Annotated in this window: 12 protein-coding genes; 5 read left to right on the top strand and 7 right to left on the bottom strand. The window is 64.8% G+C overall.

Annotated features, from left to right (window positions below; genetic code table 11):
* Positions 1-66: 66 nt before the first annotated feature.
* The 3 genes from JEY66_RS01670 to ispG form a co-directional block, all read right to left on the bottom strand.
* Positions 67-1,407: a Rieske 2Fe-2S domain-containing protein gene (locus tag JEY66_RS01670; protein ID WP_016847511.1), complete on the bottom strand. Its 1,341-nt coding sequence runs from the start codon at positions 1,405-1,407 to the stop codon at positions 67-69.
* 47 nt (positions 1,408-1,454) lie between these two features.
* Positions 1,455-2,348: a TauD/TfdA dioxygenase family protein gene (locus tag JEY66_RS01665; RefSeq protein WP_016847510.1), complete on the bottom strand. Its 894-nt coding sequence runs from the start codon at positions 2,346-2,348 to the stop codon at positions 1,455-1,457.
* Between the two features lie 255 nt (positions 2,349-2,603).
* A complete protein-coding gene (ispG, locus tag JEY66_RS01660) occupies positions 2,604-3,893 on the bottom strand; it encodes a flavodoxin-dependent (E)-4-hydroxy-3-methylbut-2-enyl-diphosphate synthase (RefSeq protein ID WP_016847509.1) in 1,290 nt (429 codons plus the stop codon).
* Between the two features lie 257 nt (positions 3,894-4,150).
* Here ispG and JEY66_RS01655 point away from each other — a divergent pair, with 257 nt between their 5' ends.
* Positions 4,151-5,026: a sulfurtransferase gene (locus tag JEY66_RS01655; protein ID WP_016847508.1), complete on the top strand. Its 876-nt coding sequence runs from the start codon at positions 4,151-4,153 to the stop codon at positions 5,024-5,026.
* A gap of 220 nt (positions 5,027-5,246) precedes the next feature.
* On the opposite strand, the gene JEY66_RS01650 is transcribed toward JEY66_RS01655, so the two are convergent.
* The 3 genes from JEY66_RS01650 to JEY66_RS01640 all read right to left on the bottom strand — a co-directional run bounded on the left by JEY66_RS01650 (position 5,247) and on the right by JEY66_RS01640 (position 7,239).
* Complete coding sequence (locus tag JEY66_RS01650; protein ID WP_016847507.1) at positions 5,247-5,435, bottom strand: hypothetical protein; 189 nt, start codon at positions 5,433-5,435, stop codon at positions 5,247-5,249.
* Between the two features lie 126 nt (positions 5,436-5,561).
* Positions 5,562-6,518, bottom strand: coding sequence for a DMT family transporter (locus JEY66_RS01645; protein WP_018269207.1), 957 nt, complete (start codon positions 6,516-6,518; stop codon positions 5,562-5,564).
* Between the two features lie 232 nt (positions 6,519-6,750).
* Positions 6,751-7,239 (bottom strand): Fur family transcriptional regulator, encoded by a 489-nt coding sequence (locus JEY66_RS01640; RefSeq protein ID WP_026191999.1) that lies wholly within the window; start codon positions 7,237-7,239, stop codon positions 6,751-6,753.
* Positions 7,240-7,406: 167 nt separating this feature from the next.
* On the opposite strand from JEY66_RS01640, the gene JEY66_RS01635 reads away from it, so the two are divergent.
* The 4 genes from JEY66_RS01635 (at position 7,407) to JEY66_RS01620 (ending at position 12,396) form a co-directional block, all read left to right on the top strand.
* Positions 7,407-7,886: a MarR family winged helix-turn-helix transcriptional regulator gene (locus JEY66_RS01635; protein WP_100213793.1), complete on the top strand. Its 480-nt coding sequence runs from the start codon at positions 7,407-7,409 to the stop codon at positions 7,884-7,886.
* Positions 7,879-9,051: an HlyD family secretion protein gene (locus tag JEY66_RS01630; protein WP_016847503.1), complete on the top strand. Its 1,173-nt coding sequence runs from the start codon at positions 7,879-7,881 to the stop codon at positions 9,049-9,051. Before JEY66_RS01635 ends, JEY66_RS01630 begins: the two co-directional genes overlap by 8 nt.
* A gap of 195 nt (positions 9,052-9,246) precedes the next feature.
* Complete coding sequence (locus tag JEY66_RS01625) at positions 9,247-10,803, top strand: MDR family MFS transporter (RefSeq protein WP_026192000.1); 1,557 nt, start codon at positions 9,247-9,249, stop codon at positions 10,801-10,803.
* A gap of 282 nt (positions 10,804-11,085) precedes the next feature.
* Positions 11,086-12,396, top strand: coding sequence for an ABC transporter substrate-binding protein (locus JEY66_RS01620; protein WP_018269210.1), 1,311 nt, complete (start codon positions 11,086-11,088; stop codon positions 12,394-12,396).
* A gap of 212 nt (positions 12,397-12,608) precedes the next feature.
* Here the strand turns inward: JEY66_RS01620 and JEY66_RS01615 are convergent, their stop codons facing one another.
* On the bottom strand, positions 12,609-13,778 hold the full coding sequence (locus tag JEY66_RS01615; RefSeq protein ID WP_016847500.1) for a Gfo/Idh/MocA family protein: 1,170 nt from the start codon (positions 13,776-13,778) through the stop codon (positions 12,609-12,611).
* Position 13,779: the final 1 nt, after the last annotated feature.

Here is a 13,779-nt window from a genome sequence, read left to right as displayed (position 1 = left end):
CCAGCGTGGCACAACAACGAACACCTGTGGCTATGGGTCCCTGCTTTCGCAGGACGACAGCGGAGGTTACTCCGCGGCGGCGTTCTGGCCGGGACCGCCGACGAAGCCGGCGGGATCGCCGAACCGCTCGATCATCACAGCGGTGAGATCCTTGGTCTTGCTGGTGACACAGGCGCCGGAGCGCACGGTGTAGCGGTCCTGGTGCTGAGTATGCGGCGGCGCCTCGCCCTTCTGCAGCGCACGGGCCGCCTCCATCACCAGCTTGCGGAAATGCATGATGCCGAGATCGGTCGGGCCGAGATGCTCGCGGGTGCGATCGGCGATCGGGCCCTGGCTGTCCTGCACCGCGGCGTCCTGCTCGGAAACGCCCTTGATGCCGGTATAGCTCTTGGTCCGCTGCAGCTTGCGGTCGATCAGATAGTCGTTGGCCTTGTTGCGCAGCGGCACGTAGTTCTCGTCGACGACAGCCATCACGCCATTGCCGTTGGCGTAGCCTTCACGCTCGGCATCGGTCAGCGGGCGGTGTGGATTCCACGCATAGGTGTAGATCCAGCAATTGGTGTCGGTGACCGGCACGAAGGTCTGGCCGAACATGTTCTCGCCCGGCATCGAGCTCGGCGCGTAGCTGTGGAACGGCATCAGGAACTGGGCGATGCGCCAATAGATGTTGTCGCTGCCGGTGAGCCGTCCGCCCGCCACCGTGAGGCCGGCCTCATGCGGATTGATCTTGATCACCGGGCGCGGGTCCTCGGCGATCCAGCGCATGTGATCGGTCGCGACCCGCGTCAGCGGGTTCACGAAATGCTTCTTGATGTCGAGGATCTCGTTCTCCTCCTTCTCGAAGGAGAGATGCGCGAAGGTGAAATGCGCGGTGTCGATCGAGCCTTCCACCGCCTGCACCCAGTTGCAGTCCTGCCACTTCTTGGTGACGAAGCGGTGCGAGGCCGGCAGCAGCGCCATCTCCAGCGCCGGCAGTTCGGGCATCTGATCGGCCGGGCCCATATAGGCCCAGATCATGTCGCCCCATTCGCGCACCGGATAGGACTTGATCCGGATCAGGTCCTTTGCGTTGAGGTCGGGATACGACGTCGGCATGTCGACGCAGCGGCCGTCGGTGTCGAACTTCCAGCCGTGATAGACGCAGCGGATGCCGCATTCCTCGTTGCGGCCGAGCCAGAGATTGGCGCCGCGATGCGGGCAGTACTGGTCGATGACGCCGACCACGCCCCTCGTGTCGCGGAAGGCAAGCAGCTCCTCGCCCATCACCACGATCTTCTTCGGATCGCTGTCCGGCTCCGGCAGCTCCTCCGACAGCAGCACCGGAATCCAGAACCGCCGCAGCAATTCGCCCATGCCGGTCCCCTCACCGGATTCGGTGAGGAATTTGTTGTCTTCGGCGCGAAGCATGGACGACCTCCCGGATTACTTTTTCAGTTCGTCGTTCGCAGGCCTCCTCACACTGGCCGCTCGCCCTTCACGGTCACGCGGGTGCCGGAGCGGGTGTGCGGCCAGTAATCCCACATCGCACGGTGCTGGGCGCAGCGATTGTCCCAGAACGCGATCGCGTTCTCGGTCCAGCGGAAGCGGCACTGGAACAGCGGGTTCTCGGCGTGCTGGTAGAGATAGGCCAGCATGGCGTCGCTCTCGTCGCGCGGAATGCCGACGATGAAGCGGGTGAAGCCGCGGTTGACGTAGAGCGATTTCTTGCCGGTCACCGGATGGGTGCGGACCACCGGATGCTCGGCGCGGGGATACTCCCGTTTGTCGGCGACGCCGTAGTTGGCGTAGAGCCCGCGATAGGTCTGCTCGCCGTCATGCAGCGCGGTCAGCCCGTCGAGATAGGCCTTCATGCGGTCCGACAGCGCCTCATAGGCGGCGTACATGTTGGCGAACAGCGTGTCGCCGCCGCGCGGCGGGCACTGCTTGATGTAGAGGATCGAGCCCATCGGCGGCTCGAGGTCGCAGGACACGTCGGTGTGCCAGCCCTCGCCATTGGCGCGTGGGGAATCCTTGTCGGCGTAGATCTTCATCAGCGCCGGATCGCCCTCATTGGGCGCGGCGGGGTGCACGTGCAGCTCGCCGAACTTGCGGCCGAAGGCGAGATGCTGGTCGGGGCTGATGTGCTGGTCGCGGAAGAAGATGACCAGGTTTTCGGCGAGCGCGCGATGGATCTCGTCCATCTGCTGGTTGGAGCGGGCATCGTCGCCGACGAGCTTGCCGATATCGACGCCAGAGATCTCCGCGCCGATGATCGGCGTCAGCTTCTCAACGCCGATGGTCTCATAGGGCTCGGATTGGTCGGCGAGGTGGCGGTAGCGCGGGCCTTGCTTGCCGGACAGCGAGCTCATGGGCGTTCTCCCGATGGTTCTTGATTGGGAGACATGGTACCGCGCATCGATGGAAGCGCAATCCGCACCGCAAACATATCTGTCGTCCCGGACAAGCGAAGCGCAGATCCGGGACCCAACCACAGGATTGTGTTTTGCGAAGGTTCGTAACCCACATCTCGCGCCATACCCGCCGTTTGGGGTTATGGGTCCCGGCCTTCGCCGGGACGACATTCGAGTTGGGTCACGCGCGTGCGGGTCACGCGCGGAGTGAAACTACTCCGCGGCGCCGGCGTGCTCCGGCAGCTTGGCGCCGTTGCCGTAGCGCTGGTCGATATAGTCGATCACCAGCGCCTTGAAGTCGGCGGCGATGCCGGGGCCGCGCAGGGTGCGGAACTTCTTGCCGTCGACGAAGACAGGCGCGGCCGGTGCTTCGCCGGTGCCGGGCAGCGAGATGCCGATATTGGCATGCTTGGATTCACCGGGGCCGTTGACGATGCAGCCCATCACGGCGACGTTGAGCTGCTCGACGCCCGGATATTTGGTCTTCCAGGCCGGCATCTCGTCGCGGATGAAATCCTGGATCGAGCGCGCCAGCTCCTGGAACGTGGTCGAGGTGGTGCGGCCGCAGCCCGGGCAGGCCGCAACCAGCGGCACGAAGGTGCGGAAGCCCATGGTCTGCAGCAATTCCTGCGCGACCTGCACTTCCAGCGTGCGATCGCCGCCGGGCTCCGGCGTCAGCGAGATCCGGATGGTGTCGCCGATGCCCTGCTGCAGCAGGATGCCGAGCGCGGCCGAGGAGGCCACGATGCCCTTCGAGCCCATGCCGGCCTCGGTGAGGCCGAGATGGATCGCATAATCCGAGCGGCGCACGACTTCCTGATAGACCGCGATCAGATCCTGCACGGCGGAGACCTTCGCCGACAGGATGATCCGGTTCTTCGGCATGCCGAGCTCTTGCGCGCGCGCCGCCGACAGCAGCGCCGACTGCACCATCGCCTCGCGGGTCACCGCGCGGGCATCGCGCGGATTCGCAGACGCCGTGTTCTCGTCCATCAGCTTGGTGAGCAGCTCCTGGTCGAGCGAACCCCAATTGGCGCCGATGCGCACCGGCTTGTTGTTCTTGTTGGCGATCTCGATGATGTCGGCGAACTGCGTATCGCGCTTGTTCTTGAAGCCGACATTGCCGGGATTGATGCGGTACTTGTCGAGCGCCTCGGCGCAATCAGGATATTCGGCGAGCAGCTTGTGGCCGATATAGTGGAAGTCGCCGATCAGGGGCGTGGTGATGCCGCGCTTGCGCAGGCCGTCACGGATGTGCGGCACCGCAGCGGCGGCTTCCTCGCGGTCGACAGTGATGCGCACCATCTCGGAGCCGGCGCGGGAGAGCGCGGCGACCTGGGCGATGGTGCCGTCGACATCGGCGGTGTCGGTGTTGGTCATCGACTGCACGACGATCGGTGCGCCGCCGCCGACGGCGACGTTGCCGACCATGACCTGCGTGGTTTGGTGCCGCGGCGCGGGACCGGCGACGTCGTCTTGCGGCAAAATCTCGGGCTTGTTCATGGCGTCTCGAATATCAGGTTTTGGTGACATTCACCAAGGGGGCGATGGGCCTCGCGGACGGCGGGCCAAACGACCATGTTTCGGAGTGAATTCAACAGCTTATGGCGCCGATTGAGGCCAAACGCAAGCCATGCAGCGGCGTCCTGCATGCCCAGCTATATTGGACCGGATTGGGGTGAATCAAAGGGCAAAGTGACGGCTTTTCATGTGATCTGGCGCATCTTAGCATTGCCTTAAGATCATTCCGGGAGGACGAAATGGCCGGCCACAGCGAGCTGATCACCACGGCGGAACTTGCCGAGATCCTGACCCGGCCGGACCTTCGCCTGTTCGACTGCACGACCTATCTGGAGCCGGCCCCCGCCGGCAGCAACGTTCCCTATATTGTCGTCTCGGGCCGCCAGACGTTCGAGGCCGGCCACATCCCGGGGGCGAATTTCCTGGATTTGCAGGCCGAATTCTCCGAGGCCCGTACCGAGCTGCGCTTCATGATGCCGCCGACAGCGCAGCTCGAAGCCGCGTTCGGCCGCCACGGCATCTCGGCGGGCAGCCGCGTCGTGCTCTATTCGATCGGCACCGCAATGTGGGCGACGCGGTTCTGGTGGATGCTGCGCTCGCTCGGCTTCGAGGGTGCCGCGGTGCTCGACGGCGGCATCGACAAATGGACCGCCGAGGGACGCGACATCGAGACCGGACTTGCCGGCGGCTATCCGCCGGCGACGTTTCCGGCGCGGCCGAAGGACGGCATGTTCGTCGACAAGCATGACGTGCTCGCCGCGACCACGGAGGGCGACACCGTCATCGTCAATGCGCTCGGCCCGCAATTCTACAAGGGACTGGAGCCGAGCCGTTACGGGCGGCGCGGCCGCATCCCCGGCAGCGTCAGCGTGCCGGCGGCGACCTTGATCGATCCCAAGGCCAAGACGTTCGTGCCGCTTGAGGAGGCCGAAGCAACCTTCGCCGCACAAGGCATCACCAGGGACAAGCGCGTCGTCGCCTATTGCGGCGGCGGCATCTCCGCGACCATCGACCTGTTCCAGCTGCACCGGCTCGGCTACGACAATCTCACGCTCTATGACGGCTCGATGGGCGAATGGGCGAAGGATGCAGAGTTGCCGATCGAGACGGGGTAGCGGACGGGGCGCGATGTCTCCTCCGTCGTCCTGGCGAAGGCCAGGACCCATACGCCGTGGCGATTGTTGTTGAAGGGACTCGTCATTCCAGCGTCGTTCAACAATGACCATTCGTGGTTATGGGTCCCGGCCTGCGCCGGGACGACACTGAATTTGTTGCGCCACCAGTGAGTCATGCATCCGCATTCTCGCGGCATGAATCGTCGGAGTCTTGAGGCGATCAAGCCGGCTTCTTGACGATCTCAAGGCCTCGGGCCGCCAATTCTTTCAAGATGCTCCGTGCGAGGTGGGAGCACTCATCCGGCTTGATCCAGCAGGCGCTCCGCCAATCCGGATCATCCTCCTTGGAATATGCGGTGAACGCGGACCGGATTCCGGCTTCAATTGCAGCGGTGGCATCGGTTGGCATCGGCGCGCCTCCACGGCCTTCCTCCCTTGGGAGGGTTCACGGAGTATCGGTGGCAGTGTTGATGTAGATCAACACCGCATCAAGCGGCCTCATTCGCCGCCGATGATGTGGTCGTGTGCCGCGCTCTCACGCAGGCACGTTCGGATCCGGCGTCACCTTCGGGTCGGGCTTGTTGACGAGATAGAGCCCGGCGATCACCAGCAGCGCGGCGACGCCGAACACCGCCGTCAGGGTGTCATGCATGATGAAATAGGCCGCGACGACGCCGAACAGTGGCGTGACGAAGGTGAAGGCGGACAGCTTGCTCGCGGAGTAGGTTTTCACCATCGCAAACCAGATGACAAATGTGCAGCCCACCACCCAGACCGCCTGATAGGCGAGCAGCGAGATCGACAGCGCGCTCGGCACATGCTCGATGCGCTCGCCCGCGATCCAGGCGGCGAGGCCGAGGATCGGAATCGAGATCGCGACCTGGTAGCCGAGCGCCTTTTCCGGCGCGGCCTTGCGCAAGCCCGTGCCCTTGGCGACCAGCGTGGTCGCCGCCCACAGCGCGCCGCCGCCGACCACCATGAGGTCGCCGAGCAGCACCTTGGCATCGACGTTCGGCTGCGGCACGCCGATCGCGAGCGCGACGCCGGCAAAGCTCAGCGCAAGCCCGCTCCACTGCACGGTCGAGAGACGCTCGCCGAGGAACTGGTGCGAGCCGAGCGCGACGAAGAACGGCGCGGTGTAGAGGAACACCGACGCACGCGAGGCCGAGGTGAAGACGAGGCCGGTGAAGATCAGCACGAACTCGCAGCCGAACATCAGCCCGGCGATGATCCCGGGCACCAGCGTGCCGTCGCGCTCGAAGAATTTGACGCCGCGCAGGTGGCCGACGATCAGCATCACCGGCAGCGCGCCGGCGGAACGGATCAACGCCTGCAACATCGGCGGCACGTCGGGCAGCGCGAGTTTCACCGCAAGCTGGTTGAAGCCCCAGCTCACGCACAGCATCAGCATCACGGCGATGGCGCCGGGCGGCAGCCCGTGTCCGACGCTGACGGGCCTCGTGACGCTGGCGGAGATCGCTTGGGTCGACATGTTTCCTCGCGGGCCGGCTTGGTGCCGCTGTTGTTATAGGCTCAAGCGTTCGTTGTTACCTCACCTCTCCCGCTTGCGGGGGAGGTCGCATCGCATCGAAGATGCGATGCGGGTGGGGGCTCTCGCCACAGAACAACTCGCGGAGACACCCCCACCCCGGCCCTCCCCCGCAAGCGGGAGAGGGAGCAGAGCGCGTTTGCGGTAACCGTTCGACTCAATCGCATCAGCGCCATCACGTCTTCTGGCAATGCGCGCAGGTGCCGGCGATCTCGACGACGGAGAGTTTCGGGATGAACCCCGAGGCCCGCGCCGCCGCGGTCAAGCTTTGCGCGACGGGGGCGGCCGGGATCTCGCCGACCGAGCCGCAATGGTCGCAGATCAAGAACGCCACCATCGAGGTCTCGTCATGGTCATGCGCGCAGGCGAGGAAGGCGTTGCGGCTCTCGATGCGGTGGACGAGGCCGTTCTCCATCAGGAAGTCGAGCGCGCGGTAGACGGTAATCGGTGCCGGCCGCGGCATCGTCTTGGCCAACTCGTCGATCACCTCATAGGCGCCGAGCGGGCGATGGCTCGACAGCAGCGCCTGCAGCACCTGACGGCGGATCGGGGTGAATTTCTGGCCGCGGCGCGCACAAACCTGTTCGGCATGCGCCATCGCGTCCGCGGCGCAGCGGCCGTGATCGTGGTCGGGGGCAGGAAATGTCGGCTTAGCCAAGCTCATTGCCTCCATATCTAGCATTTGCGCGCCCGTTCCCAAAGCCCGGCTCCCAACCCCGGTCCGTCGCCGCGTTGCAGCCATGCCCGCAATGCGGGGCAGCCTCGCGTTAACCCGGCATGCAGAAATCATAAGCAAGCTTATTATATCCAAAGCTTATGGAGGCAGGATCGATGCGCGGTTCGGTGGACACCGATTTCTTGTTTACGCTGGGCGAGGTGTTCCGGCTGATCCGGGTCTATGCCGACAAGGAGGCCGCACGCTATGGCATCACTCGCGCGCAATGGGCCGTGCTGTCCAAGGTGGAACGCCAGGAAGGGCTGAAGCAGACCGAGCTCGCCGAACTGCTCGAGGTACAGCCGATCACGCTGACGCGGCTGATCGACAAGCTCTGCGACAATGGCTGGATCGAGCGCCGCAGCGACGAGAACGATCGCCGCGTCAACCGCCTTTACCTGAAGAAGGCCGCGCGCCCGCTGCTCGGCAAGCTCGCCGGCCTCCGCTCCGAACTCACCGCGACCGTGCTCGAGGGCATCAGCCCCGCTGACGCGTATCGCCTGCTCACCCAATTGGAATCGATCAAGGAAAACGTTCGCAATGCCGTCCAGACCCCAGCCGGCGAGCCCTCCCGAAAGGAACAGCGCTATGGCTGAACCCGTCCTCAAGCTGGCCCCCGAGCAGAAGAGCAATCCGGGCGAGCCCAGCCCGTCGGGCAAGGCCAGCCGCGCGCCGCGCCGTCGCCTGATGGCCGGCCTGCGGCGCTATCGCCGCACGCTGCTGCTGGTCGTGCTGCCCACGCTCGCTGCGATCGGCGGCATCGTGTTCTATCTCAATGGCGGCCGCTATGTCGGCACCGACGACGCTTATGTCGGGGCGCAGAAGGTGCTGATCACGCCGGAAATCTCCGGCAAGATCGACAAGATCGTCGTGAAGGAAGGCCAGCACGTCAAGAAGGGCGACGAGCTGTTCGAGATCGACCCGGTGCCGTTCCGTCTCGCGGTGGCGCAGGCCAAGGCCGCGCTCGACCAGACCAGGACCACCTATGACAACCTGGTCGACAACATCAAGATCAACGGCAGGATGCTGGAATTCGCCCAGCAGAGCATCGAGTTGAAGAAGCGCGACGTCGAACGCAAGTCGACGCTGGCCAAGCAGAATTTCGGCTCGCAGCTCGACCTCGACAACGCGGCGAATGCGCAGGTGACGGCCGAGAGTCTGGCGCAATACATCAGGCAGCAGATCTCCAAGGACAAGACCCAGCTGCTCGGCGATATCGACCTGCCGATCGAGCAGTTCCCGCCCTACGCCCAGGCCAAGGCCAAGCTCGACGACGCTCAGCGCAATCTCGACCACACCGTGCTGCGCGCGCCGATGGACGGCGTCGCGACCCAGGTCGACCAGATCCAGCTCGGCCGCTTCGTCGCCGCCGGCTCGCCGGTGTTCTCGATCATCGACGTCGACCATCCCTGGGTCGACGCCAATCCGAAGGAGAGCGACTTCACCTATGTCGCGGTCGGCCAGCCGGTTGAGCTCGATGTCGACGCGTTCCCGAACCATCGGTTCAAGGGCAAGGTCGGCTCGCTGTCGCCCGGCACCGGCGCGCAGTTCGCGATCCTGCCGCCGCAGAACGCGACCGGCAACTTCGTCAAGGTGGTGCAGCGCGTCCCGGTGCGAATCTACTTCGACGAGAACGATCCGTTCGTGAAGAAGCTGAAAGCCGGCATGAGCGTCTACGCGACGATCGACACCAACCACCGCCGCACGCTGGCCGGCCTGCTCGGGCTGGCGCCGGCCTCGGCGCACCCGGACCACGAGTAAGATGAGGCGAGCTCGCAGCTCCGCGCGTCACCTCTCCCCTTGTGGGAGAGGTCGGATTGCATCGCCAGATGCAATCCGGGTGAGGGGTTACGCTCTCTCGTGGGACCCGGTCCCCCTCACCCGCGCCTTCGGCGCGACCTCTCCCCGATGGGGAGAGGTGATTCCCGCCGCATCGACGAACCGGACTGACACTCGATGAATGCACCGTCACCATCCGCCGTGCCCGGCATGCGCCGGAACATGGTGACGATCTGCGCGATGACCGCGACGATCATGCAGGCGCTCGACACCACGATCGCCAACGTCGCGCTGCCCTATATGCAGGGCTCGCTGTCGGCTTCGCAGGACCAGATCAACTGGGTGCTGACCTCCTACATCGTCGCGGCCGCGATCATGACCGCGCCGGTCGGCTGGATCGCCAACCGCTACGGCAGGAAGCGCATCTTCATCATCTGCTCGGCCGGCTTCACCGTCGCCTCGGTGTTCTGCGGCCTCGCCCAGGACATCACCCAAATGGTGCTGTTCCGCCTGCTGCAGGGCGTGTTCGGCGCGGCGCTGGTGCCGCTGTCGCAGGCGGTGATGCTCGACTCCTACGCGCTGCATGAGCGGGCGAAAGCGATGTCGATCTGGGGCATGGGCGTGATGATGGGCCCGATCATGGGCCCCTCGCTCGGCGCCTGGCTGACCGAGACCTATTCCTGGCATTGGGTGTTCTTCGTCAACCTTCCGTTCGGCGCAATCACCGTGCTCGGGCTCGCGATCTTCATGGACGAAACCAAGCAGGACCTCAACCTGCGCTTCGACTGGTTCGGCTTCACCGCGCTCGCGGTCGCGATCGGTTCGCTGCAGCTCGCGCTCGACCGCGGCGAGCAGCTCGGCTGGCTGGAATCCAACGAGATCTTCGTCGAGTTCGTCGTCGCGGCGGTCGGCGCCTATTTCTTCTTCGCCCATTCGCTGACCACGAGCCGGCCGTTCATCCAGTTCGCGCTGTTCAAGGACAAGAACTTCCTCGGCGGCTGCGTGTTCATGACGGTCATGGGCCTCGTGCTGTATTCGACCATGGCGCTGTCCTCGCCCTATCTGCAAAACGTGATCGGCTATCCGATCATCACCGCGGGCCTGTTGCTGGCGAGCCGCGGCGTCGGCACCTTCGTCGCGATGATGCTGGTCGGCCGCATGATGCGGTATATCGAAGCGCGCACGCTGATCATCTCGGGACTCGCGCTGACCGCGGCCTCGCTGTTCCAGATGACCGGCTGGACCGACATGACGCAGGCGAGCGAGATCATCGTCGTCAGCGTGATCCAGGGCTTCGGCTTCGGCCTCGTGTTCGTGCCGCTGTCGACGGTCTCGTTCCTGACGCTGCCCAATCACCTGCGCACCGACGGCACCTCGATGCTGACGCTGCTGCGCAACGTCGCAAGCTCGGTCGGCATCTCGATCGTGATCGCGCAGCTCACCGAGGGCTCGCGGCGGATCTACGCAAAGCTGTCGGAGCAGATCAATCCGTTCAACCACGCGCTGCAGATGCCCGACGTATCGGGCATGATCAACCTCAACACCGACGCCGGCCGCGCGATGGCCGACAAGATGGTGGCCGCGCAGTCGCAGATCATCGCGTTCTCGCACGACTACCAGCTGGTGATGCTGTTCATCCTGGTCTCGATTCCGCTCGCGATGATGATCGGCTCGACCAAGGCCGCGCTGCGCACGCAGTCGGCGCCGTCGGATCATGCCGCGGTGATGGAGTAGATTTTCGCAGTCCACCATCGCCGTCGTCCCTGCGAAGGCCGGGACCCATCAACCACAGGGTCGTGTTGTAAGAGGAACTGCAGCCCCGGCGTCGCGCAACGATTTACGTTTGGGGTAATGGGTCCCGGCCTTCGCCGGGACGACGTAGGAAGCCAAGCTTCTCCTCCCAAAGCGCAAGACGCCGCAGTCGCAAGCCGCGTTGACTTTCCGACCTCGCCTCCCAATACTCCGCGAAAACAAGCAAGACCCGTCACACAACCGACGGTTTCAGGGGAGGACGCGATGCCGACTTCACGCAGGACGCTGCTGAAGACTTCAGCGGCTGCCGCCGCTGCTTTCAGCTTCGATTGGACACGGGCGCAGGCGCAGGCCGAGACGGTCCGGATCGGTGTGATCTACGACCTGACCGGCCCGTTCGCCGCCGGCGGCTCGGTCGCCTCCTCGATCGGCACCCAGATCGCGATCGACCTCGTCAACGAGAAGGGCGGTGTCGGCGGCAAGTACAAGATTGCGCCGGTCAACGTCGATTCCCAGAGCAAGCCCGATATCGCGATCAACGAGGCCAATCGCCTGATCGACCAGGAGAAGGTCGACATCCTCAACGGCGTGTTCGCGAGCTCCCACGCGGTGCCGCTCGCCGCCAAGGTCGAGCAGCAGAAGCGGATCCTGTGGATCACGACCGCGGTCTCGACCGCCGTCTTCAAGGACAAGAACCTGCAATACGTGTTCCGCGCGCAGATCCATTCCGACCAGTACGGCCAGGCCTTCGCGAGCTTCATCAACGAGCACGCCAAGGCCAAGCTCGGCATGGAGCCGAAGGACGTCAAGGTGGCGCTGATCCACGAGGACGGGCCCTATGGCGTCGGCGTCGCCGCGGCGGACGAGGCCTTCGCCAAGGAGGTCGGGCTGCAGGTCGCGCTGAAGGAGGGCTATTCCGCCTCCGCGCCCGATCTCTCGGTGCTGGTCACCAAGCTGAAGCGCGCCAAGGCCGACGTGATCTCGCATGCCGGCTACAATCCCGACATCACGCTGTTCCTGCGCCAGGCGCGCGAGAGCGGGCTAAGGTTCAAGATGCTGTTCGGCGCCGGCGCCGGCTACAGCCAGCTCGACAAGCTGCGCGCGACCTTCGGCGCCGACATCGACAATTTCTGCAACATCGACCCCGTTCCGGCACAGCTGCTCGATCCCGCCAAGCTCGCGCCCGGAATCGGCGACCTCACCAAGACCATGGTCGCGCGCTACCGCGAGAAGACCAACGCGACCGAAGTGCCGCCGCACTGCTCGATGGGCTTCAACCAGACCTGGATCCTGCTCAACAATGTGCTGCCGGTCGCCAAGGACAAGTATGGCGGCTTCGATCCCGAGGCGATCCGCAAGGCGGCGCTCGACGTCGACATCCCCGCAGGCGGCACCATCCAGGGCTATGGCGTGAAGTTCTATCCGCCGGGTACGCCGCTGTCCGGCCAGAACGAGCGCTCGACGCCGGTCGTGATGCAGAACGCCGGCGAGCGCATCACCGTGGTGTGGCCGACCAATATCCGCACGCAGGACCCGGTGTTCCCGCTGCCGAAGGGCTCGGTGTACGGGGCGTAGGATTGATCCTTGTCGCGGCTAGTTGGCAACTATCCCCGTCATCCTGAGGAGCCCGCACTTGCGGGCGTCTCGAAGGATCGACGGCCACCGGCCGGGCCGTGCATCCTTCGAGACGCGCTACGCGCTCCTCCAGCGACAAAGGCGAAGCCTTTGCGCGGGGATGTACGGGTCTGGCGTGAGTATACGCGCGTAGTCTCGTTGTTGCCGCCACCCTACAACACCACCCGCCTGCCCTCATCCGCGGCCCAATAGCCGGCGTAGTTCACCCTGGTCGTCTCATACGCCAGCGCGAGGTCCGCGAGCGGCTGCCGGCCGGTCGCCACGCACTCCATGAAATCCTGGATCTCCTGCAGGTAGCCGCGGGTCCATTCCTCCTCGAGACAGACATATTGCCAGCCGGTTTTGCGATCGACCTTTTCGGTGATGTACACGGACGCGAGCTTCTCCTCGCTCGTCTGGTAGCTCGTCAGATGCGTGTTTGGAGTGATGTTGGCGAATAGCGAGCCGCCGCTCGTATAGGTCTCGATCAGGTTGCGTACGCCGCCCATGATCATGTCGCCCGAAAACACCGTGGCCTTGGTGCCGTCGGAGAAGGTTGCGGTCAGCGTGCCCCAATCCTCGACGTCGACCGGATTGGCCTTGATGTAGGCGCGCTCCTCTGGCTTGAGACCGGCGGTGACATTGCCGACGTCGCAGGTGACGCTGGCGACCGTGATGGTCTCGCCGCGCGCTTTCGCCTCGACCTGCTTGAGATAGAGCACCGCCGACAAGGGATGACAGCCCATCCGGATCAGCGAGCCGCCGCCGGTCATCGCCCACTGCGCGGCATGCGCGGCATGCGAGCCGGAATGGCTCTCCTCGCCCTTCATGAACAGGATCTTGTCGCCGGTCGCGCGGATGATCTCCGCGGTCTTGGTCACCGCCGGCGCGTAGATCCAGTCCTCGGCATACATGAAGAGTTGTCCGCTTCGCTCGATCGCGGCGCGGGTCACCGCCATCTCCTCCATCACCCGCTGGTACATCAGCGCTTTCGGCACATGCCTGCCGATCGGCGCCTTGTCGCCGTCGCGGCCGAAATAGCCGCTGAACGGTTTCTCGCAGATCACGTGCTTGCCGGCCCGCATCGCCTCCACGATCATCCCGGCATGCAGGTTCGGTGGCGTGCAGATGTCGATGACGTCGAGCTCGCGGTCGGCGACCAGTTCGGCGAAGCTGCGATAGGCGTTCGGGATTGCGTGCTTGCGGGCGAACGCATTGACATGATCGCCGCGCGCCGCGACCGCCCTCACCTCGACGTCGACGCCATAGACGCGCCGGTAGGCAACCATGTGCAGCTCCGACACGAAGCCGCAGCCGGCCAGCCCGATCCTGATTTTTGTCATT

Source organism: Bradyrhizobium elkanii USDA 76 (assembly GCF_023278185.1).
GTDB classification, from domain to species: domain Bacteria; phylum Pseudomonadota; class Alphaproteobacteria; order Rhizobiales; family Xanthobacteraceae; genus Bradyrhizobium; species Bradyrhizobium elkanii.
The sequence above is the reverse complement of the archived record's forward strand: the minus strand, read 5'-3'. Positions and strand labels throughout refer to the sequence as shown.

Bases quoted from the DNA above. Each gene is read 5' to 3' on its own strand.
- JEY66_RS01670 (WP_016847511.1), bottom strand. From the start codon at position 1,407: ATGCTTCGCGCCGAAGACAACAAATTCCTCACCGAATCCGGTGAGGGG.
- JEY66_RS01645 (WP_018269207.1), bottom strand. From the start codon at position 6,518: ATGTCGACCCAAGCGATCTCCGCCAGCGTCACGAGGCCCGTCAGCGTC.
- JEY66_RS01620 (WP_018269210.1), top strand. From the start codon at position 11,086: ATGCCGACTTCACGCAGGACGCTGCTGAAGACTTCAGCGGCTGCCGCC.
- JEY66_RS01640 (WP_026191999.1), bottom strand. From the start codon at position 7,239: ATGAGCTTGGCTAAGCCGACATTTCCTGCCCCCGACCACGATCACGGC.
- JEY66_RS01630 (WP_016847503.1), top strand. From the start codon at position 7,879: ATGGCTGAACCCGTCCTCAAGCTGGCCCCCGAGCAGAAGAGCAATCCG.
- JEY66_RS01635 (WP_100213793.1), top strand. From the start codon at position 7,407: ATGCGCGGTTCGGTGGACACCGATTTCTTGTTTACGCTGGGCGAGGTG.
- JEY66_RS01650 (WP_016847507.1), bottom strand. From the start codon at position 5,435: ATGCCAACCGATGCCACCGCTGCAATTGAAGCCGGAATCCGGTCCGCG.
- JEY66_RS01665 (WP_016847510.1), bottom strand. From the start codon at position 2,348: ATGAGCTCGCTGTCCGGCAAGCAAGGCCCGCGCTACCGCCACCTCGCC.
- ispG (WP_016847509.1), bottom strand. From the start codon at position 3,893: ATGAACAAGCCCGAGATTTTGCCGCAAGACGACGTCGCCGGTCCCGCG.
- JEY66_RS01655 (WP_016847508.1), top strand. From the start codon at position 4,151: ATGGCCGGCCACAGCGAGCTGATCACCACGGCGGAACTTGCCGAGATC.
- JEY66_RS01625 (WP_026192000.1), top strand. From the start codon at position 9,247: ATGAATGCACCGTCACCATCCGCCGTGCCCGGCATGCGCCGGAACATG.
- JEY66_RS01615 (WP_016847500.1), bottom strand. From the start codon at position 13,778: ATGACAAAAATCAGGATCGGGCTGGCCGGCTGCGGCTTCGTGTCGGAG.